General features: G+C 59.4%; 21 protein-coding genes. 4 read left to right on the forward strand and 17 right to left on the reverse strand.

What is annotated here, in order from left to right; genetic code table 11:
• Window positions 1-2: 2 nt before the first annotated feature.
• Window positions 3-764, reverse strand: coding sequence for a substrate-binding periplasmic protein (locus tag H8F21_RS26585; protein ID WP_203481700.1), 762 nt, complete (start codon window positions 762-764; stop codon window positions 3-5).
• Window positions 765-893: 129 nt separating this feature from the next.
• Here H8F21_RS26585 and dnaX point away from each other — a divergent pair, with 129 nt between their 5' ends.
• The 3 genes from dnaX (at window position 894) to recR (ending at window position 4,034) form a co-directional block, all read left to right on the forward strand.
• Window positions 894-2,939: a DNA polymerase III subunit gamma/tau gene (dnaX, locus tag H8F21_RS26590; protein ID WP_203585662.1), complete on the forward strand. Its 2,046-nt coding sequence runs from the start codon at window positions 894-896 to the stop codon at window positions 2,937-2,939.
• Between the two features lie 69 nt (window positions 2,940-3,008).
• Complete coding sequence (locus H8F21_RS26595; RefSeq protein ID WP_028945400.1) at window positions 3,009-3,335, forward strand: YbaB/EbfC family nucleoid-associated protein; 327 nt, start codon at window positions 3,009-3,011, stop codon at window positions 3,333-3,335.
• 96 nt (window positions 3,336-3,431) lie between these two features.
• Window positions 3,432-4,034, forward strand: a complete 603-nt coding sequence (recR, locus tag H8F21_RS26600) for a recombination mediator RecR (protein WP_136477434.1) — start codon at window positions 3,432-3,434, stop codon at window positions 4,032-4,034.
• 91 nt (window positions 4,035-4,125) lie between these two features.
• Here the strand turns inward: recR and H8F21_RS26605 are convergent, their stop codons facing one another.
• The 16 genes from H8F21_RS26605 to ccoN (H8F21_RS26680) all read right to left on the reverse strand — a co-directional run bounded on the left by H8F21_RS26605 (window position 4,126) and on the right by ccoN (H8F21_RS26680) (window position 19,714).
• The gene (locus H8F21_RS26605; protein WP_136477433.1) at window positions 4,126-4,674 is read right to left on the reverse strand and encodes an adenine phosphoribosyltransferase; all 549 of its coding nucleotides are present in this window, start codon (window positions 4,672-4,674) and stop codon (window positions 4,126-4,128) included.
• Window positions 4,675-4,729: 55 nt separating this feature from the next.
• Window positions 4,730-5,464, reverse strand: coding sequence for a Crp/Fnr family transcriptional regulator FnrA (fnrA, locus tag H8F21_RS26610; RefSeq protein ID WP_136477432.1), 735 nt, complete (start codon window positions 5,462-5,464; stop codon window positions 4,730-4,732).
• Between the two features lie 179 nt (window positions 5,465-5,643).
• On the reverse strand, window positions 5,644-7,026 hold the full coding sequence (gene hemN, locus H8F21_RS26615; protein ID WP_203481705.1) for an oxygen-independent coproporphyrinogen III oxidase: 1,383 nt from the start codon (window positions 7,024-7,026) through the stop codon (window positions 5,644-5,646).
• A gap of 105 nt (window positions 7,027-7,131) precedes the next feature.
• Window positions 7,132-7,815, reverse strand: a complete 684-nt coding sequence (locus tag H8F21_RS26620; RefSeq protein WP_203585663.1) for a sulfite exporter TauE/SafE family protein — start codon at window positions 7,813-7,815, stop codon at window positions 7,132-7,134.
• Window positions 7,808-8,020, reverse strand: a complete 213-nt coding sequence (ccoS, locus tag H8F21_RS26625; protein WP_203585664.1) for a cbb3-type cytochrome oxidase assembly protein CcoS — start codon at window positions 8,018-8,020, stop codon at window positions 7,808-7,810. The genes H8F21_RS26620 and ccoS overlap by 8 nt, the downstream gene beginning before the upstream one ends.
• Window positions 8,021-8,032: 12 nt before the next feature.
• On the reverse strand, window positions 8,033-10,486 hold the full coding sequence (locus tag H8F21_RS26630) for a heavy metal translocating P-type ATPase (protein WP_203585665.1): 2,454 nt from the start codon (window positions 10,484-10,486) through the stop codon (window positions 8,033-8,035).
• Between the two features lie 77 nt (window positions 10,487-10,563).
• Entirely contained in the window at window positions 10,564-11,103 is a 540-nt protein-coding gene (locus tag H8F21_RS26635) for a FixH family protein (protein ID WP_203481713.1), read from the reverse strand.
• A 12-nt stretch (window positions 11,104-11,115) separates the two neighbouring features.
• A complete protein-coding gene (gene ccoG / locus H8F21_RS26640; protein WP_203481715.1) occupies window positions 11,116-12,531 on the reverse strand; it encodes a cytochrome c oxidase accessory protein CcoG in 1,416 nt (471 codons plus the stop codon).
• Window positions 12,532-12,805: 274 nt separating this feature from the next.
• Window positions 12,806-13,786 (reverse strand): cytochrome-c oxidase, cbb3-type subunit III, encoded by a 981-nt coding sequence (gene ccoP, locus H8F21_RS26645; protein ID WP_136477425.1) that lies wholly within the window; start codon window positions 13,784-13,786, stop codon window positions 12,806-12,808.
• Window positions 13,783-13,980 (reverse strand): CcoQ/FixQ family Cbb3-type cytochrome c oxidase assembly chaperone, encoded by a 198-nt coding sequence (locus H8F21_RS26650; protein ID WP_010225992.1) that lies wholly within the window; start codon window positions 13,978-13,980, stop codon window positions 13,783-13,785. Before H8F21_RS26650 ends, ccoP (H8F21_RS26645) begins: the two co-directional genes overlap by 4 nt.
• A 5-nt stretch (window positions 13,981-13,985) precedes the next feature.
• Window positions 13,986-14,594: a cytochrome-c oxidase, cbb3-type subunit II gene (gene ccoO / locus H8F21_RS26655; protein ID WP_136477424.1), complete on the reverse strand. Its 609-nt coding sequence runs from the start codon at window positions 14,592-14,594 to the stop codon at window positions 13,986-13,988.
• A complete protein-coding gene (gene ccoN, locus H8F21_RS26660) occupies window positions 14,594-16,036 on the reverse strand; it encodes a cytochrome-c oxidase, cbb3-type subunit I (protein ID WP_136477423.1) in 1,443 nt (480 codons plus the stop codon). The genes ccoO (H8F21_RS26655) and ccoN (H8F21_RS26660) overlap by 1 nt, the downstream gene beginning before the upstream one ends.
• Window positions 16,037-16,523: 487 nt before the next feature.
• Window positions 16,524-17,471 (reverse strand): cytochrome-c oxidase, cbb3-type subunit III, encoded by a 948-nt coding sequence (gene ccoP, locus H8F21_RS26665; RefSeq protein WP_203481717.1) that lies wholly within the window; start codon window positions 17,469-17,471, stop codon window positions 16,524-16,526.
• Window positions 17,468-17,665: a cbb3-type cytochrome oxidase subunit 3 gene (locus H8F21_RS26670; protein WP_136477421.1), complete on the reverse strand. Its 198-nt coding sequence runs from the start codon at window positions 17,663-17,665 to the stop codon at window positions 17,468-17,470. The genes ccoP (H8F21_RS26665) and H8F21_RS26670 overlap by 4 nt, the downstream gene beginning before the upstream one ends.
• A 5-nt stretch (window positions 17,666-17,670) precedes the next feature.
• Window positions 17,671-18,279: a cytochrome-c oxidase, cbb3-type subunit II gene (gene ccoO, locus H8F21_RS26675; RefSeq protein WP_203481719.1), complete on the reverse strand. Its 609-nt coding sequence runs from the start codon at window positions 18,277-18,279 to the stop codon at window positions 17,671-17,673.
• 10 nt (window positions 18,280-18,289) lie between these two features.
• Window positions 18,290-19,714 (reverse strand): cytochrome-c oxidase, cbb3-type subunit I, encoded by a 1,425-nt coding sequence (ccoN, locus tag H8F21_RS26680; protein ID WP_136477419.1) that lies wholly within the window; start codon window positions 19,712-19,714, stop codon window positions 18,290-18,292.
• A gap of 49 nt (window positions 19,715-19,763) precedes the next feature.
• Here ccoN (H8F21_RS26680) and H8F21_RS26685 point away from each other — a divergent pair, with 49 nt between their 5' ends.
• Window positions 19,764-20,465, forward strand: a complete 702-nt coding sequence (locus H8F21_RS26685; RefSeq protein ID WP_203585666.1) for an alpha/beta family hydrolase — start codon at window positions 19,764-19,766, stop codon at window positions 20,463-20,465.
• Window positions 20,466-20,547 lie beyond the last annotated feature (82 nt).

Here is a 20,547-nt window from a genome sequence, read left to right on the forward strand (position 1 = left end):
CGTCAGTTGGGTGGTAGGGGCGAGGTGGGCTGGCTGCCGTAGCGCTGGAAAATTCGCTCGATTTCTCCCGACTGTTTCATTTTCGCCAATGTCCGCAGCACGGTTTGTGTAGGGACCGGCGGGGCGTTGAGTACCATGCACCCCAGTTGTTGCTCCTCCAGTACCGCCAGCCCTTTCAGACGCTGCTCTGCGGGGAGTTGTCGATTGAACCAGTCCAGGCTCAGTTGGCTGCTCACCGCGTAGCTGTAGCGACCGGCCTGGAGTTTGTGCAGCACCTGTAGCTGGTTGCGCGCATCATCGCGCTCGAAGTGGCCATTATCGAATTGAGGCTGCAGCACGGGATATTTGAACCCAAGTACGGTACCGATAGCCTGCGGAGGTATTTGCGTCAGGTTTGTAGCCACGGCTTTTGGGTTCAGGGTAACCAGCAGGTCGCGCTGTTTGAACAGTGGCTTGCTCCAGCTGTAGTTGTTGTGTGCATCGTCGGCCCAGGCCGGCATGACAAAGCAGCGCACGTCTACGCTGCCGCGCTCCATGGCTATTGGCAGGCGCAAGCGGGGGATCACCACAAACTCGGGGCGATGCCCGGTATGCACGGCCAAAGCGTTCATCATGTCAAACATGATGCCGTCGACCGGTCGATTGTTCTCGATGTGTACCAGCGGCATGGTCCAGCTATCGGCAACGGCAAAGCGCAAAGGTGGTAACTCATCTGCCCCAAGCTGGCCGATGTACAGCATTAACAGGTTTAAAACCCAGCGCATCCACTTCTCCCTGTGTCGCCTCAGCATCCCGGCGAACAAAGCTTATACGTTAGGCCGCATAGCGGATGCAATTTCAGGGCTGCTCCGCTAGGATTAGCGGTCTTTGATCTAGCTATTTGACGGTTTTCGATGAGTTATCAGGTTCTTGCACGTAAATGGCGTCCGCGCTCGTTCCGCGAAATGGTCGGCCAGACCCATGTGCTCAAGGCCTTGATCAACGCGCTGGACAACCAGCGCCTGCACCACGCCTACTTGTTTACCGGTACCCGAGGCGTGGGCAAGACCACGATTGCGCGAATTATCGCCAAGTGCCTGAACTGTGAAACCGGGATCACCTCCACGCCATGTGGCACCTGTTCGGTATGCCGGGAGATCGATGAGGGTCGCTTTGTCGATCTGATCGAAATCGACGCCGCCAGCCGTACCAAGGTCGAGGATACCCGCGAGCTGCTTGATAACGTGCAGTACGCACCGAGCCGTGGTCGCTTCAAGGTCTACCTGATCGACGAAGTGCACATGCTCTCCAGCCACTCGTTCAACGCCTTGCTCAAGACCCTGGAAGAGCCGCCGCCTTACGTTAAGTTCATTCTCGCCACCACCGATCCGCAGAAGCTGCCGGCTACTATTCTTTCGCGGTGCTTGCAGTTTTCGCTGAAGAACATGACGCCAGAGCGTGTGGTCGAGCACTTGAGCCATGTGCTGGGCGCCGAAAACGTACCTTTCGAATATGATGCATTGTGGCTGCTGGGCCGTGCGGCTGATGGCTCGATGCGCGATGCCATGAGTCTCACCGATCAGGCTATTGCCTTCGGCGAAGGCAAAGTATTGGCCGCCGATGTGCGGGCCATGCTCGGTACGCTCGATCATGGGCAGGTTTATGGCGTACTGCAGGCGCTGCTTGAAGGTGATGCGCGGGCCCTGCTTGAAGCGGTGCGTCATCTGGCCGAGCAAGGGCCGGACTGGAGTGGGGTGCTGGCCGAGATGCTCAATGTGCTGCATCGCGTCGCTATTGCCCAGGCGCTGCCTGAAGCGGTCAACAACGGCCAGGGTGATCGTGACCGGGTACTGGCCCTGGCGCAGGCGCTGCCGGCCGAGGATGTCCAGTTCTACTATCAGATGGGGCTGATCGGTCGTCGAGACCTGCCATTGGCACCCGAACCGCGCAGTGGCTTCGAAATGGTCCTGTTGCGCATGCTGGCGTTCCGTCCGGCCGATACCGATGATGCGCCGACCCCGGTACTAAAGCCGGTGGGGATCAGCCAGGCCACAGCTGATTCGGCAAGAGCGGTGGCAGCACCTAGCGCAGTTGCGCCTGTGGTGACGCCTACAGCGGTTGTCGAGCCTGTTCCTGCAGTTGCGCAGTCGCTACCTGTTGCCGAGCCTGTACCTGAGGCCGAGCCCGCTGTGGTCGAAACCGAAGAAGAGGTGCCTGAGCCGGTAGTCGATCTGCCTTGGGACGATGCTACGTCGGTTGAGGCCGAAGCTGCGCCTGCTGCTCCCGAGCCGGCAGTCGAACCCCCGCAGCCTGAACCAGCGCCAGCGCCGGTACAGCCTGATGCCCGTCAGGACGAGCCGCCTCACAACGACCATATCGGCTACAGCCCGGCAGGTATGGATCGTGACGACGAGCCGCCGCTGGACGAAGATTACTACGAGCCGGAGATGGATCCGGCAAGTTACAGCTATCTGGACGAGCTGGCTATCGAGCATGTCCATGAGGACACCCCGGCCGTTGCCCCCGAACCCCTGCCGGCAGCCATGCCGGCCACTGGCCTGGCGTTGCAATGGCTGGAATTATTCCCGCAGTTGCCGATTTCCGGGATGACCGGCAGTATCGCCGCCAACTGTACGTTGATCGCCGCCGAAGGCGATGATTGGCTGCTGCACCTGGACCCGGCCCACAGTGCCCTGTTCAACGCTACCCAGCAGCGCCGCTTGAACGACGCCCTGAACCAGCATTTCGGGCGTGCGCTGAAGCTGTCTATCGAATTGATCCGCCCGGAGCAGGAAACCCCCGCTCAGGCGGCAGCGCGCAAGCGTGCAGAGCGCCAGGGAGAAGCAGAGGCGTCGATTGACGCTGATCCGCTCATCCAGCAGATGATCAAGCAGTTTGGTGCAATGGTTCGACACGATACCATTGAACCTGTAGACGCCCCGGTAACCCAGGGCGAATGACCGAATGACACAAGTGGCCCGGGCCGAGCCCGCGCCGCACCCCGTAAGTCTAAATTTGAGGTGATCCCCATGATGAAAGGTGGCATGGCCGGCCTGATGAAGCAGGCTCAGCAGATGCAGGAAAAAATGGCCAAGATGCAGGAAGAACTGGCCAATGCCGAAGTGACCGGCCAATCGGGCGCTGGCCTGGTGAGTGTGGTGATGACCGGTCGTCACGACGTCAAGCGCATCAGCCTGGATGACAGCCTGATGCAAGAAGACAAAGAAGTCCTGGAAGACCTGATCGCTGCCGCCGTCAACGACGCCGTGCGCAAGGTCGAGCAGAACAGTCAGGAAAAAATGGGCGGCATGACTGCTGGCATGCAGTTGCCACCTGGCTTCAAGATGCCATTCTGAGTCGATACCTGTAGTACCTTCGGTGGGAGCGCGACTGTAGGGTCGTTGCTCCCATCGTCGTTTTTCCCGCTTTTTTGAAATTTCAGGCTAACCACCATGAGCTTCAGCCCACTGATTCGCCAATTGATCGATGCCTTGCGCACCTTGCCCGGTGTCGGCCAGAAAACCGCTCAGCGCATGGCTCTGCAATTGCTTGAGCGCGACCGCAGCGGCGGTCTGCGCCTGGCCCAGGCGCTAAGCCAGGCCATGGAAGGGGTTGGCCATTGCCGTCAATGCCGAACCCTGACCGAGCAAGAGCTGTGCCCGCAATGTGCTGATCCGCGCCGCGACGATACGCTGCTGTGCGTGGTTGAGGGGCCGATGGATGTCTATGCGGTAGAGCAGACCGGCTATCGCGGTCGTTACTTTGTGCTCAAGGGGCACTTGTCACCGCTAGATGGCCTGGGGCCCGAGGCCATCGGCATTCCGCAGCTGATGGCGCGAATCGAGCAGCAAAGCGCCTTTACTGAGGTCATCCTGGCCACCAACCCGACGGTGGAAGGCGAGGCGACTGCTCATTACATCGCCCAGTTGCTGGCCGACAAGGGGCTTGTGGCTTCGCGCATTGCCCACGGCGTGCCATTGGGTGGCGAGCTGGAATTGGTGGATGGCGGTACGCTGGCGCATTCATTTGCCGGGCGTAAGCCGATTTCGTTGTGAGCTGCAGTTATTGATTGCGGGTCAATCCCGCTCCCTCTGCCGGTGGTCCAAGCGATGGGAGCGAGCTTGCCTGACGATGCGCTCTAAAGGATTACCGCTCGCTCAGCGAGAATTCGGTCAGGCAGAAGGTCGGCACGCCTGCAGCGTTCAGGCGCTGGGAGCCTTCCAGCTCGGGCAGGTCAATAATTGCCGCCGCTTCGAACACTTGTGCGCCCATGCGGCGCACCAGATTGGTGGCTGCCAGCAAGGTGCCGCCAGTGGCGATCAGGTCGTCGAAAACCAGCACCGAGTCGCCTTCGCACAAGCTGTCTGCATGCACTTCCAGGAATGCTTCGCCGTATTCGGTCTGGTAGCCTTCGGCAAGGACATCGGCCGGCAGCTTGCCCTGTTTGCGGAACAGAATCAGTGGCTTGTTCAGTTGGTGGGCAATGATCGAGCCGATCAGAAAACCGCGCGCATCCATGGCCCCGATATGGCTGAATTCAGCCTCGACATAACGTTCGATGAAGGCGTCGGCCACATGACGCAGGCCCCGTGGCGACTGGAACAGCGGGGTGATGTCTCGGAAGATTACACCGGCTTTCGGAAAGTCGGGAACCGGGCGGATAAGGGCTTTGAGGTCGAAAGTGTCGCTGTGCATGGGGGCGGGTGTCCTGAGAAACGAATACCCGCCAGTATACCTTTATCCTGCGGGCTCAGCTCTCTATAGCGCCGCCGGCCAGCGCACACAGCTGGATCGGATCAAGAATGTGGATTTCCTTGCCTTCGGCGGCGATCAGGCCGTTTTGCTGGAAACGGGTGAAAACGCGTGAAACCGTTTCCACGGCCAGGCCCAGGTAGTTGCCGATTTCGTTGCGCGACATGCTCAGGCGGAACTGGTTGGCCGAATAGCCACGCGCACGGAAGCGTGCGGACAGGTTGACCAGGAACGTCGCGATGCGCTCGTCCGCGGTTTTCTTCGACAATAGCAGCATCATTTGCTGATCATCGCGAATTTCGCGGCTCATCACCCGCATCAGCTGACGACGCAGTTGTGGTAGCTGCACCGACAGTTCGTCGAGGCGCTCGAAGGGGATTTCACAGACCGAAGTGGTTTCCTGGGCCTGGGCCGACACCGGGTAGGCTTCGGTGTCCATGCCGGACAGGCCGACCAGCTCGCTTGGCAGGTGAAAACCGGTGATTTGTTCTTCACCGCTGTCACTGAGGCTGAAGGTTTTCAGGGCGCCGGAACGCACTGCATAGACCGAAGCGAAATTGTCACCCTGGCGGAACAGAAACTCGCCTTTTTTCAGCGGACGCCCGCGTTTGACGATTTCATCCAGTGCGTCCATATCTTCCATGTTCAATGACAATGGCAGGCATAGAGGCGCCAGGCTGCAATCCTTGCAATGGGCCTGGTTATGAGGGCGCAGTTTGACTGGCTCGGACATTTCTTCATTCCTTGGTGTAAAGCACACATAAGCCGTAAGGGTAACTCAGGGCATGGGGTTTCGGCCAGCCCGCGCCTGGGTAAGGTGGGCTGGTTGAGGTGCGGCGTATCGTCCGACCTCACTCTGAACAATAGTGTGCTTAACAAGTATTACTGTAAACAGTACCCGCATTTGAACCGTCAGATCACCCGGGAAAAACGCTGTTGGTTGTGCATGCCGAGGTAGGCGTCGAACACCATGCACACCGAGCGTACGAGCAGGCGTCCGGCCGGACGTACCTCGATGCCCTGGTTGCTGAGGCTGATCAGGCCATCGTTGTGCATGGCTTGCAGCGCGGGCCATTGGTCCTTGAAGTAACCGCGAAAGTCGATGGTGAATTGCTGTTCGATGGTTTCGAAGTCCAATTCGAAATGGCAGATCAACTGTTGGATCACTGCGCGGCGCACGCGATCATCGCTCGTGCAGAGCAGCCCACGACTGGTGGCCAGCTGAGCCGTCGACAGTGTGTCCTGATAATTATTCAGGTCGCTGGTGTTCTGGCAGTACAGCTCGCCGATCTGGCTGATGGCAGACACGCCAAGGCCGATCAGGTCGCAGTGACCGTGGGTGGTGTAACCCTGGAAGTTGCGCTGAAGGGTCGATTCTTCCTGGGCGATGGCCAGTTCGTCATCAGGTAGTGCGAAGTGGTCCATGCCGATGTAGCGGTAACCTGCTGCTGTCAGCTGCTCGATGGTGTTGTGCAGCATCTCAAGCTTAGTGGCGGGGCTTGGCAAGTCATTGCTGTCGATGCGCCGCTGGGGCATGAAGCGTTCCGGCAAGTGCGCATAGTTGAACACCGATAGCCTGTCCGGTTGCAATTTGATGATTTCATCGACGGTGCGCGCGAAACCTTCCGGCGTCTGTTTGGGCAGGCCATAGATCAGGTCGACATTGATCGAACGAAATTGCAGCGTGCGCGCGGCCTCGACGATCGCCCGAGTCTGCTCCAGGGTTTGCAAGCGATTGATGGCGCGCTGTACCGCGGGATCCAGGTCCTGGACACCAAGGCTGACACGATTGAAGCCCAACTCTCGCAACAGACCCATGGTTGGCCAGTCGGCCTCTCGCGGGTCGATCTCGATGCCATAGTCACCGGAGTCGTCGTCCAGCAGGTTGAAATGCTGGCGCAAGTGAGCCATCAGTTGACGTAATTCAACGTGGCTTAGAAAAGTTGGCGTACCGCCACCAAAATGCAGCTGTTCGACAGTCTGCTTGGGGTCCAGGTGGCAGGCGATCAGCTGGATTTCCTGCTCCAGGCGCTGCAGATAAGGCTGGGCGCGAGCGCGATCCTTGGTGATGACTTTGTTGCAGGCACAGTAGTAGCAAATATTGGCGCAGAACGGCACATGCACATACAGCGACAACGGGCGTACCGCACGGCGGCTGTCTCGCAGAGCGTGCAGCAAATCGAAGGAGCCGACTTCGCTGTGCAGTTGCACTGCGGTCGGATACGAGGTGTAGCGTGGACCGGACAGGTCGTAGCGACGGATCAGGTCGGAGTCCCAACGGAGTGCGTCGAGCATGTGGGCAATCCCCAGAATAGGCAGCAATGGGCGAAGTCTAGGGGGTGGTGAATATGCCGTCTTGATTTGCATCAACGGCGTTTTTGTTTGCTTCTGGCAGGTGTGTCAGTGACCCATAAGCCAGTGCTGGTGCGGGCCGGGCAAGGTCCAGAGACCAAACATAATCACCAGCAAGCCTCCAGCGACACGCACGCCACGTTTGCGCAGCAGGGCATTGGTGCGTTCGGCGGCAAGGCCTGTGGCAAGCAACACCGGCCAGGTGCCAAGACCAAAGGCCAGCATCAACAGGGCACTGTTGCCGGCATTGCCCTGACTCGCTGCCCATAGCAGCGTGCTGTAGACCAGGCCGCAGGGCAGCCAGCCCCACAGGGCGCCAAGTAGCAGGGCGCGGGGCAGGCTGGAAACCGGTAGCAGCCGGTTGGCCACGGGCTGAATATGTCGCCACAGGCCGCGTCCCAGGCTTTCAATACGGGTTAGACCGCTCCACCAGCCGGCCAGGTACAAACCCATGCTGATCAGCAGTAGTGCCGCTACCACGCGCATGGCAACGGCAACCGGACTGTTGGCTACGGCCCAACCGGCCAGCCCGAGCAACAGGCCGGCCAGGGCGTAGCTCAAGATGCGGCCGAGGTTATAGGCCAGTAGCAAGCGAAAGCGGCTGCTGCGCTGTTCCTTGGGAATGGCCAGGGTCAGGGCGCCCATCAAGCCACCGCACATACCCAGGCAGTGGCCACCACCCAACAGGCCGAGGATCAGTGCCGAGCTGAGCAGAGGGAGCAGCTCAAGCACGAGGAGGCGCGCCGTCTTTGGGTTTCTTGTCGTCGGCTTCGTCCATGGCTGCAGTGTGCTGCGGGTCCTGGTCGTCGAACAGGATGCTGTGTGCCGGGCCGTCGAGGTCGTCGTACTGACCGCTGTCCACCGCCCAGAAGAAAATGAACACAGCAATGGCGACGATCAGCAACGCGGCCGGAATCATTACATATAACGCAGGCATGGAGGCTCCTGATCAGGCCGTGGCCGGGTGTGAGTCGCGGGCCGCTGCGTCGGCGGCTACGGGATCGCTGATACGGGTAAGGCGCAGCGCGTTGAGTACTACGATCAGCGAACTGACCGACATGCCCACGGCCGCCCATATCGGTGTGATCCACCCCAGGGCTGCAAAGGGCAACATCAGGCCATTATACAGCGCTGCCCAGAGCAGGTTCTCGATAATGATCCGGCGTGTGCGGCGCGCCAGGCTGAAGGCCTGGACCAGCGCGTCGAGGCGGTTGGACAACAGCACGGCGTCGGCGCTGGTCTTGGCCAGGTCAGTGGCCGAGCCCATGGCAATACTGATATCCGCAGCAGCGAGCACGGGCACATCGTTGACGCCGTCGCCGAGCATCAGCACTTTGCGTCCCTGCTGTTGCAGGGCCTTGAGCTTTTCCAGCTTGTCATCAGGGCGCAGGCCGCCAATGGCCTCGTCGATCTGTAGTTCGGCGGCGACGCTTTGCACCATCGGCGAACTGTCGCCAGACAGCAACAAGGTTTGCCAGCCACGGGCGCGGCATGCTGCGAGCAGGTCGGCAGCGTCACTGCGCAGGCGGTCATCAAGCACCAGCCAGGCCAATGGGCCCTGGCTGTTGCCGAGTAGCAACCATTGCCCGGGCTCGGCAGGCATCGGCGGAACCGGGGCTGCGCTCAGGGCGCAGACAAACCCGGGTTCGCCGATGCGCAGGCGCTGGCCTTGAACCAAGCCTTCGAGCCCCAGACCAGGTTCGGCCTGAACCTCTTCGGCGGCAACGCTGGCACGGCCAAATGCGCGAGCAATCGGGTGCTCGGAGCGATTCTCCAGCGCCGCGGCGAGCATCAGGCACTGATCGGCATCGCTGCTGGCCAGCGGGCGAATGGCGCGCAAGGTCAAACGACCTTCGGTAAGTGTGCCGGTCTTGTCGAAGATCACCGTGTCGATCTGGTTCAGGCCTTCAAGCACATGGCCGCGGGTCAGCAGCAGGCCGAGCTTGTGCAACGTGCCGGTGGCGGCGGTGAGTGCAGTCGGGGTGGCCAGAGACAGTGCGCATGGGCACGTGGCGACCAGCATGGCCAGGACAATCCAGAACGCACGTGATGGGTCCAGCTCCCACCACAGTAGGCCGATCGCGGCAGACGCAACCAGGGAGAACAACAGGAACCACTGCGAGGCGCGGTCAGCGATTTCAGCCAGGCGCGGTTTTTCCGATTGTGCGCGCTCCAGCAAGCGGACGATGGCGGACAGTCGCGTGTCCTGGCCTAGGGCCAGGACTTCGACAGTCAGCGCGCTTTCGACGTTGAGTGTGCCGGCTGTTACAGCGTCGCCCGGTTGGCGGGGCTGTGGCAGGTATTCACCGGTCAGCAGCGATTCATCGACACTGGATTGGCCGCTGACGATCCGCCCATCGGCGGGCACCACGTGGCCGGGCTGGATTAGCACGCTGTCACCCAGTTGCAGTTCTCGAAGCAGGATTCGCTCGCTCTGGCCCGCCGCGCCGAGGCGCAGGCATGAAGCCGGCAACAGGTTAACCAGTTGCGCCGTGGCCGCGGCGGTGCGCTCACGTGCACGGCGCTCCAGGTAGCGCCCTGCCAGCAGGAACAGCGCAAACATGCCCACCGCATCGAAGTACAGTTCGCCGCTGCCGGTGATCGCGGTCCAGATACCTGCGCCATAGGCGAGGCCGATGGCCAGCGATACCGATACATCCATGGTCAGGTGGCGCGTGCGCAAGTCACGGGCGGCGCCACGGAAGAAGGGTGCGCAGCTATAGAAAACGATCGGGGTGGTGAGGAACAGCGCGACCCAGCGCAGGATGGTATGCAGTTCCGGGCTGAGGTCGATGTTGAATTCCGGCCAGGTGGCCATGGTCGCCATCATGGCCTGGAACCACAACAGACCGGCCACGCCGAGTTGGCGCAAGGCTGTGCGGTTTTCTTTGGCCAGTTGTTCAGCTGCGCGGTCGGCTTGATAGGGGTGGGCCGCGTAACCGATGTGGCGCAACTCTGCCAATAGCTTGGACAGCGGCAGTTGGCTGTCGGCCCAGTTCACGTGAAGGCGGTGGTTGGACAGGTTAAGCCGGGCTTCGGCCACCCCAGGCAGGCTGCGCAGGTGTTTTTCGATCAGCCAGCCGCACGCCGCGCAACTTATGCCCTCGATCAGTAAAGTGGTTTCGGCCAGCTCACCGCTGTGGCGAACGAAGGGCTTCTGCACGTCGGCTCGGTCATACAGGGCCAGTTCGTCGACCAGTTGCTGGGGCAGCGCTTCGGGGTTGGCGCTGGCTTCACTGCGGTGCTGGTAATAGCTCTCCAGGTTGCCCGCGACAATGGCTTCGGCCACGGCCTGGCAGCCGGGGCAGCAAAACTCGCGGACCTGGCCGAGTACCACGGCGGTGAAATGGCTGCCGGCGGGAACGGGCAGGGCGCAGTGGTAGCACGGCGTGGGGCTGGTCATGGCAATCTATCGCAAGGTCTTGGGTGACTCTGATCGCGGGACTGTTGGAGCGGGCGTGCCCCGCGATCAGGGACGACTTATTTTTCGAGGTGTTCAGCCCCTTGCAGCGCTTCGTCGCCCAGCTGCAGGGTTTTGTCGTGACCGACTTGTTCTTCTTCGAACAGGCGCCATACATGCTCATCCTGGCTGCCGAGCAGTTCGACGAAGCGACGTCCTTCTACTTTGTCGTTGAGTTGACCAATGTAGCGGCCTGTCTCGCTTTCGCTCTGGGTCAGGACGATTTTACGGTCCTTTTCCGGTTGGGTCGGCGAGATCAGGTTCAGCTCAAGGGTTTTCGGCAGGCTGTCGCCAGTGAGGCGCAACTCGACTTCGCCGGTCAACTCATCGAGGTGCACGCTGGCCTTGAGGTTCAGGGTCTGGGCCAGCAGCTCGCGGTCCAATGCGCGGTTGATGCCTTTGCCAGCCTCGTAGTAGTTGTCGTTGACCAGGTTATCCGGATTGTTCACCGCGATAGTCACCATGGTCAGGCTCAGGGTCACCGAGGTGGCCAGCACCCCGATGATGATCCACGGCCAAAGATGCTTGTACCAAGGGCTTGCGGCGGTAGCGGAAGGCATAAAGGCAGTCTCTTATCTAATTTGTGGGCCAATGAATCGGCTCTTGGCTTCAACCTGGGTGGCGCTGTCATCGGCGTCCCTGAGGATGAAGGTAACTTCGTTGGTACTGGAAGGCAGTTTTTCCGGGGCCATCGACAGTTGTACCGGCAAGCTGACAATGTCACCGGCCGCTACACGGATTTCCTTCGCACCATCGAGCTTGAGGTCCGGCAGACCGGCAGCTTCAAGCACATACACGTGATCTTGCTGGTCTTTATTCATCACTTTCAGGCTGTAGACGTTTTCGATCCAGCCCTGGGCATTTTCGCGGTACAGGACGCGGTCTTTACTGACGTCGAAGCCTACCAGCGAGCGCATCACGAAGGCACTGGCGAGCAGGCCGATCATAGCCAGCAAGACCAACGCATAGCCGATCAGGCGCGGGCGCAGCATATGGGTTTTCTGCCCGGAAAGGTTGTGCTCGGTGGTATAGCTGATCAAACCTTTGGGGTAGTTCATCTTGTCCATGATGGTGTCGCAGGCATCGATGCAAGCGGCGCAGCCAATGCATTCGATCTGCAAACCATCGCGAATGTCGATGCCGGTCGGACAAACCTGGACACACATTGTGCAGTCGATGCAATCACCCAGGCCCTTGGCCTTGTAGTCGATGTCCTTTTTGCGCGGACCGCGGGTTTCACCACGACGGGGGTCGTAGGAAACGATCAGGGTGTCCTTGTCGAACATCACACTCTGGAAACGCGCATAAGGGCACATGTAGATGCACACCTGTTCGCGTAGCCAGCCGGCATTGCCGTAGGTAGCCAAGGTAAAGAAGCCGACCCAGAAATAAGCCCAGCCATCGGCCTGGCCGGTAAAGAACTCCACTACCAGTTCGCGAATCGGTGAGAAGTAGCCGACGAAGGTCATGCCGGTCACAAAGCCGATCAGCAGCCATAGGCTGTGCTTGGCCAGCTTGCGCAGGAATTTATTGCCGCTCATGGGTGCTTTGTCGAGCTTCATGCGCTGGTTGCGGTCACCTTCAGTGACCTTTTCGCACCACATGAAAATCCACGTCCAGACACTTTGCGGGCAGGTATAACCGCACCAGACACGACCGGCGAATACGGTGATAAAAAACAGACCGAAGGCTGCAACGATCAACAAGCCGGAAAGCAGGATGAAGTCCTGGGGCCAAATGGTGGCGCCAAAGATGTAGAACTTACGCTCTGGAAGGTTCCACCAGACTGCCTGGTGTTCACCCCAATTCAGCCACACCGTGCCGAAGTACAGGAGGAACAGGACGGCGCCGCCGACCATGCGCAGGTTACGGAAAATACCGGTAAAGGCCCGGGTATAGATTTTTTCCCGAGCGGCGTAGAGATCGACGCTGTTCTTGTCTTTATTGGCAGGCGGGGTGACATCATGTACTGGAATCTGCTTGCTCATCATTGAGTCCCACGGCAGTGGAATTACGCCGCGATCAGTGCGTGCCGACCGCAGTCAGAAGTTTATGCTGCTCTAGACCGGATGATACGCCTGTAGTGGCAGTATGGGGCATGGCTGCGACCTTTAGCCGCGTTGGGTTTGCCTGATGTTTAGTGTAGTGGGTGTGTCAATTGATCTGGGTCAAGCCCACGGCGCGCGGGCTTACGACCGCCTCAGTTGCTATAAAAAAAGCCCCGCCGTTTGCACGTGCAGGGCTTCGGGCTTGCCGTACGAATTACTTCGCGTCGGCAGTCTTTTCAGCCTGGTGTGACAGGCTGTAGACATAGGCGGCCAGCAGGTGGACCTTGTCGTTACCCTGAATCGCTTCCTGTGCAGGCATCTGGCCCTGGCGGCCGTAACGGATGGTCTGCTGCAGTTGGGCGAAGCTTGAACCGTAGATGAAGGCTTGCGGGTGAGTCAGGTTAGGCGCGCCCATCGCTGGAGTACCTTTGCCTTCTGGGCCGTGGCAAGCCACGCAGTTGGCAGCGAAGATCTTCTGGCCATTGGCTACGTCAGCTTTTGCACCCTCTGGCAGCTTGCGGCCATCGAGGTTGGTCAGTACAAACGCGGCAACGTCGGCAACGCCTTGCTCACCAATGACTTCCGACCAAGCCGGCATCACGCCATGACGACCGCCCATGATGGTGGCCTTGATGGTCTCGGGCTCGCCGCCCCAGCGCCAGTCATTGTCGGTCAGGTTAGGGAAGCCGTAGGAACCCTTGGCGTCGGAGCCGTGGCAAACCGAGCAGTTGGAGGCAAACAAGCGGCCGCCCATCTTCAAGGCTTGTGGGTCCTTGGCGACTTCTTCAATTGGCATCGAGGCAAACTTGGCGAAGATCGGACCAAACTTGGCGTCCGAGCGGGCCATTTCCTTTTCCCATTCGTGAACACCGGTCCAGCCTGGCTGACCGTTGGCGAATTCGGTCTTTTTCTCGTTATCTACGTACTGGTAGCCCGGCAATACACCTTTCCAGTTGCCCAGGCCCGGGTACAGCACCAGATAGCCCAGCGCGAAAACGATAGTGCCGACGAACAACCAGAACCACCACTGCGGCAGCGGGTTGTCGTATTCCTCAATACCGTCGTAGACGTGGCCCACGGTTTCATCGGTGATATCGCTGCGCTGGCCCTTGCGGGTGGACAGCAGCAGCCAGGTCAGGGCAAAAATGGTGCCCAGACTCAAAACGGTGACGTACAGACTCCAGAAGGTAGTCATTCGTTGTTACTCCTAGACGCTTTCGCTTGCGCTTGCTCGACGTGCTTGCTGGCTTCGGGATCATCCGCGAAGGGCAGCATGGTCGCTTCGTCGAACTCAGACTTGCGCCGAGAACTGAACACCCACAACGCTAGGCCGATAAAGGCCACCATCACCACGACGGTGCCCAGGCCACGAATCATCCCGATATCCATCAATATCACCGTTTGCTTTTGATGATGGTGCCCAGGCCTTGCAGGTAGGCCACCAGAGCGTCCATTTCAGTCTTGCCCTTGACCGCGTCGCGGGCACCGGCGATGTCTTCATCGGTGTACGGTGTGCCAAGGGTGCGCAAGACTTCCATCTTCTTGATCGTGTCTTTGCCGTCGAGCTTGTTCTCTACCAGCCATGGGTAGGCAGGCATCTTCGACTCAGGTACGACGTTGCGCGGGTTGTACAAGTGCGCACGGTGCCAGTCGTCGGAGTAGCGACCGCCGACACGGGCCAGGTCCGGGCCGGTACGCTTGGAGCCCCACAGGAACGGGTGATCCCAGACGCTTTCACCGGCGACCGAGTAGTGGCCGTAGCGTTCGGTTTCGGCGCGGAACGGACGAATCATCTGCGAGTGGCACTGTACGCAACCTTCGCGGATGTAAATGTCACGGCCTTCCAGTTCAAGTGCAGTGCGCGGCTTCATGCCCTCGACCGGCTTGTTGGTGACGTCCTGGAAAAACAGCGGGACGATCTGGGTCAGGCCGCCAATACTGACGGCAATGACCATGAAGAAGGCCAGCAGGCCGATATTCTTCTCGACTACTTCGTGCTTCATCAGTGGGCTCCAACTACAGCGATCTGTGCAGCAGCTTCAGCTTCGGCCGGCTTCGAGGCACGGACGGTACGGAACACGTTGTAGGCCATCAGCAACATGCCGGAGGCGAAGAACGCACCGCCCAAGGCGCGGACGATAAAGCCTGGATGGCTGGCCTGCAGGGCTTCAACGAAGGAATAGGTGAGGGTGCCGTCGTCGTTGATTGCACGCCACATCAGGCCCTGGGTGATGCCGTTTACCCACATCGAGGAGATGTACAGCACGGTACCGATGGTAGCCAGCCAGAAGTGCGCGTTGATCAGGCCAATGCTGTGCATCTGCTCGCGACCGTAGACTTTCGGGATCATGTGGTACAGCGCACCGATCGAGATCATCGCTACCCAACCAAGAGCGCCGGCGTGTACGTGCCCTACGGTCCAGTCGGTGTAGTGCGACAGCGAGTTGACGGTCTTGATCGCCATCATCGGACCTTCGAAGGTCGACATGCCGTAGAACGCCAGCGAAACCACGAGGAAGCGCAGGATCGGGTCGGTGCGCAGCTTATGCCAGGCGCCCGACAGGGTCATCATGCCGTTGATCATGCCGCCCCAGCTTGGTGCCAGGAGAATGATCGACATCGCCATGCCCAGCGACTGGGCCCAGTCTGGCAGCGCGGTGTAGTGCAGGTGGTGAGGACCGGCCCAGATGTACAAAGTGATCAGTGCCCAGAAGTGCACGATCGACAGGCGATATGAGTAGATCGGACGCTCGGCCTGCTTGGGTACGAAGTAGTACATCATGCCGAGGAAGCCGGTGGTCAGGAAGAACCCCACCGCGTTGTGGCCATACCACCATTGAATCATTGCATCGGTTGCGCCCGAATAAGCCGAATAGGACTTGAACAGGGTGACCGGCAGGGACGCATGGTTGACGATATGTAGCATCGCGGTAACCACGATGAACGCACCGTAGAACCAGTTACCTACATAGATGTGCTTGGTCTTGCGTTTGACGATGGTACCGAAGAACACCACACCGTAGGTAACCCAGACAATGGCAAGCAAAATGGCGATCGGCCATTCCAGCTCGGCGTATTCCTTGGTCGTGGTGTAACCCAGGGGCAAGGTGATGAGCGCACCCACGATGACCGCTTGCCAACCCCAGAAGGTGAAGGCCGCTAGGCTATCGGAGATCAGTCGCGCCTGGCAGGTACGCTGCACGACATAGTAGGAGGTGGCAAACAGCGCACAGCCACCGAAGGCGAAAATCACCAGGTTGGTGTGCAGTGGGCGAAGGCGTCCAAAGCTCGTCCATGGCAGGTCCAGGTTAAGCTGGGGCCATACCAGTTGCGAGGCGATGAAGACTCCAAGCCCCATGCCAAGGATCCCCCAGACCACCGTCATAATGGCGAACTGGCGGACGACCTTATAGTTATAAGCAGTCGGACTGATTGCTGTGCTCATTCTAAGGTTCCACGGTTTGGGTGTTTTTGTAGGTTAAAAAATCGGCGCAAGTATGTATAAACCGTGTGGTTATTGCAACGCGATGGCTGCAGTGCCGACCTTTGCCAAAGCCCGCTCCGACGCTGTTCCGAGCGCTTTCGGCGGGCAAAGTGTACACAATTATCTGGTTGATATGTGTACTGTTATTCATGTTTTCTTGTCCAATCGGTCAAGCTTGCTGTGATCTTTTTTTCGTGCAAAGAAGTTGAGATGAAGAGGTTGAGCCGGTCCCATCTACCTTTTCACGCATTCTTCAATAGCCACAGTCGGGCAAGGGAATTAACCGACCCCAGGTGGCGGTTGCCGTGGCAACAAGCTTAGTTCCGATCAGGGCAGGTGCAAGGTGGGGTGGTGGGGGAGGTGCGACACTTGGTCGCAAGGCGTAAACGGAACCGCCGCATCCAATGGGATGCGGCGGGTTGAGTCAAGGCTCAGTTACGCGAGGATTTTACTTGGCAGAAAGGTCATTGCTTTGGGTTGGCTCATCCTGGGACAGGCTGTAGACATAGGCCGCCAACAGGTGGACTTTGTCATTGCCCTGAATGGCTTCCTGTGCAGGCATTTGCCCCTGGCGACCATAACGAATGGTCTGTTGCAGCTGGGCAAAACTTGAACCGTAGATGAAAGCCTGAGGGTGAGTCAGGTCAGGTGCACCCATTGCGGGCATACCTTTGCCTTCCGGGCCGTGGCAAGCCACGCAGGTGGTTGCGAAGAGTTTCTCGCCGTTGCTGGCGTCGGCCTTGGTGCCCTCAGGCAGTTGGCGTCCATCAAGCTTGGTCAAGACAAATGCGGCAACATCGGCAACGCCTTGCTCACCAATTACCTCGGCCCAGGCCGGCATGACGCCGTGACGGCCGCCCATGATCGACTGCTTGATGGTTTCCGGCTCGCCGCCCCAGCGCCAATCTTTGTCGGTGAGGTTAGGGAAGCCATAGGCCCCCTTGGCATCGGAACCGTGGCAGACCGAGCAGTTGGACGCAAACAGACGGCCGCCCATTTTCAACGCTTGCGGGTCTTTCGCTACTTCTTCCACCGGCATGGCAGCGAATTTAGCGAAGATCGGTCCGAACTTGGCGTCAGCCTTGTCCATTTCCTTTTGCCATTCATTGACTTGGGTCCAGCCGTTTTGATAACCCGGTAGGATGCCTTTCCAGTTGCCCAGGCCCGGATACAGGATCAGGTAGCCGACCGAGAATACCAGGGTGCCTACGAACAGCCAGAACCACCACTTGGGCAGGGGGTTGTCGTATTCCTCGATGCCGTCGAAGCTGTGCCCCATGGTCTGGTCGCCAGCTCCGGGTTTTTCGCCCTTGCGCGTGGCCAGCAGCAGCCAGGTCAAGCCGATCAGGCTGCCAATGGTCAGTACGCAGATGTACGCACTCCAGAAGGTGGTCATTGCCCGTTACTCCTCGATGCGGGTTCGTTGGCGGCAGGTACGAGACGATCATCGGCAAACGGCAGCAAGCTTGCTTCGGCAAACTCGCGGTCACGCCGACCGTTGAACACCCACAGCGACAGGCCGATGAAGGCGATGGCCACCAGCAAGGTGCCCAGGCCGCGCAGTTGGCCTATATCCAGTGTGAAGTCCATGGCACTTACCTCTTGTTCTTGATCGCGGTGCCGAGCACCTGCAGGTAGGCAACCAAGGCATCCATTTCGGTCTTGCCCTTGATCGATTCCACTGCACCGCTGATATCCGCATCGGTGTAAGGCACGCCCAGGGTGCGCATGGTGCGCAACTTGGTTTCGGTATGGCTGCTGTCCACTGGAGCGGCCACCAGCCATGGGTAGGCAGGCATCTTCGACTCAGGCACGACGTTGCGCGGGTTGTACAAGTGCGCACGGTGCCAGTCATCGGAGTAGCGACCGCCGACACGGGCCAGGTCCGGACCGGTACGCTTGGAACCCCACAGGAACGGGTGGTCCCAGACGCTTTCACCAGCTACCGAATAGTGGCCATAGCGTTCGGTCTCGGCACGGAACGGACGAATCATCTGCGAGTGGCACTGCACGCAGCCTTCACGGATGTAGATGTCACGCCCTTCCAGTTGCAGCGCGGTATAAGGCTTCATACCTTCCACCGGCTTGTTGGTGACGTCCTGGAAAAACAGCGGGACGATCTGGGTCAGACCACCGATGCTGACGGCAAAGACCATCAACAGCATCAGCAGGAAGACGTTTTTCTCAATGACTTCGTGTTTCATCTGGATCTCCTCAGGCCAACTGCGCGGTGGCAGGGGCGGTCGCGGCCACTGGGGAACGCACGGTGCGCCAGGTGTTCCAGGCCATCAGGAACATACCGGTCAGGAAGATCGCTCCGCCGACAAAGCGCACGATGAAGCCAGGGTGGCTGGCTACCAGGGTTTCGACGAAGGAGTAGGTCAGGGTGCCGTCGGCGTTGACTGCGCGCCACATCAGGCCCTGGGCGATACCGTTGACCCACATCGAGGCGATGTAAAGCACAGTGCCGATGGTGGCCAGCCAGAAGTGAGCGTTGATCAGCCCCAGGCTGTACATCTGCTCGCGACCGAAGACTTTCGGAATCATGTGGTACAGCGCACCGATCGAGATCATTGCTACCCAGCCGAGAGCGCCGGCGTGTACATGGCCGATGGTCCAGTCGGTGTAGTGGGACAGGGCGTTGACGGTCTTGATCGCCATCATCGGACCTTCGAAGGTCGACATGCCGTAGAACGCCAGCGAAACCACGAGGAAACGCAGGATCGGGTCGCTGCGCAGCTTATGCCAGGCGCCCGAGAGGGTCATCATGCCGTTGATCATGCCACCCCAGCTCGGGGCCAGGAGGATCAGCGACATGACCATGCCCAGCGACTGGGCCCAGTCTGGCAGCGCGGTGTAGTGCAGGTGGTGAGGACCGGCCCAGATGTACAGGGTGATCAGCGCCCAGAAGTGCACGATGGACAGGCGATAGGAGTACACCGGGCGTTCGGCCTGTTTAGGCACGAAGTAGTACATCATCCCCAGAAAGCCAGCGGTCAGGAAGAAGCCTACGGCGTTGTGGCCGTACCACCACTGCACCATGGCGTCGGTTGCGCCGCCGTACAGTGAGTAGGACTTGGTCAGGCTGACCGGAATTTCCATGTTGTTAACGATGTGCAGGATCGCAACGGTGATGATGAATGCACCAAAGAACCAGTTACCCACATAAATGTGCTTGGTGGTGCGCTTCATCAGGGTGCCGAAGAACACCACGGCGTAGGCGACCCAGACAATGGTGATCAGGATATCGATCGGCCATTCCAGTTCGGCGTACTCCTTGGAGCTGGTGAAGCCCAGTGGCAAACTGACTGCCGCCAGTACGATCACCAACTGCCAGGCCCAGAAAGTAAAAGCGGCAAGGCGTGGAGAGAACAGGGTGGTCTGGCAAGTACGCTGGACCGAGTAATAGGACGCGGCAAACAGTGCGCAACCGCCAAAGGCGAAGATCACTGCGTTAGTGTGCAGCGGACGCAATCGCCCAAAGCTGGTCCAGGGGAGGTCGAAGTTGAGCGAAGGCCAGACAAGTTGCGCGGCAAGAAAAACGCCGAGCCCCATCCCGACGATTCCCCACACCACCGTCATAATGGCGAATTGGCGGACCACCTTGTAGTTGTAGGCGGTACTGCTGGTTGTGTTCATGTATGGGTTCCCATCCACGGTTATAGGCAGGCTAAATAGCGAGGCAAGCATGAGTAATGGGCAAGTGGCCGGTATTGACGGGGATCAATGGGCACGGTTGATCGAAAGCCGCGGCTGGCGCTGGAATGCCCCGCAAAATCAGGGGGATGGCAGCCATTCTGGGTGTCTGATTCTGGCGCATGGCGCGGGCGCACCAATGGACAGCGAGTTCATGGAGGAAATGGCGCAAAGACTGGCTGCACAAGGGCTGGGAGTATTGCGGTTCGAGTTTCCCTATATGGCTCAGCGGCGCCTGGATGGTGGCAAAAGGCCTCCGAATCCACAGGCCAAACTGCTGGAGTGCTGGCGCGAGGTGTACCAGCAAGTGCGACCTTTGGTCACTGGGACGTTGGCCATTGGCGGCAAGTCCATGGGCGGGCGCATGGCCAGCTTGCTGGCTGATGAGTTGGCTGCCGATGCGCTGGTGTGCCTGGGATATCCGTTCTATGCCGCCGGCAAGCCGGAAAAGCCACGGGTGGTGCATTTGGCTGAATTGAATACGCCGACGCTGATCCTTCAGGGTGAGCGGGATGCCCTGGGAAATCGGCAGGCAGTGCAAAGCTATGCACTTTCACCGGCAATAGAAATTGCCTGGCTGCAAGCGGGGGACCACGACCTGAAACCGTTGAAGGCGTCAGGATTCACTCACGGCGATCACTTGGCGACAGCAGCGCAGAAAGTTGTGGCGTTCGTGGATAAATCAGGGCGTTAACGATGCAAATTCCGTGGCAGTGCGCTCGCCCCACGATAACCCTGGGTGCGGAACCCGCGCTTTATGGCAGATCGCCGCGCAA

This window comes from Pseudomonas arcuscaelestis (genome assembly GCF_016881005.1).
Taxonomy (GTDB): domain Bacteria; phylum Pseudomonadota; class Gammaproteobacteria; order Pseudomonadales; family Pseudomonadaceae; genus Aquipseudomonas; species Aquipseudomonas arcuscaelestis.